This is a genomic window from Pseudomonas sp. PDM01 (assembly GCF_014852325.1).
In the GTDB taxonomy this organism is placed as follows: Bacteria; Pseudomonadota; Gammaproteobacteria; order Pseudomonadales; family Pseudomonadaceae; genus Aquipseudomonas; species Aquipseudomonas migulae.
On record NZ_JACVBK010000032.1, the window covers coordinates 1 to 231 of the forward strand.

1 rRNA gene is annotated in these 231 nt (G+C 48.5%); it reads left to right on the forward strand.

Annotated elements, in window-relative coordinates:
- Nucleotides 1-168 precede the first annotated feature (168 nt).
- A 5S ribosomal RNA gene (gene rrf, locus IB246_RS28610) occupies nt 169-231 on the forward strand; the annotation flags it as partial.

Genomic DNA, 231 nt, shown 5'->3' on the forward strand with positions numbered 1-231 from the left:
AATTGCCCGTGAGGCTTGACCATATAACACCCAAGCAATTTGACTACTCGAAAGAGCATCAGATTGCGGTGTGTGAAGACGCAATGAACCGAAAGTTCGAGAGCAACACACAAACTATCGCATACCCGATTCGCTGGAACGTCGTAAGACGCGTCAGCTCAAGAATTTCTTGACGACCATAGAGCATTGGAACCACCTGATCCCATCCCGAACTCAGCAGTGAAACGATGC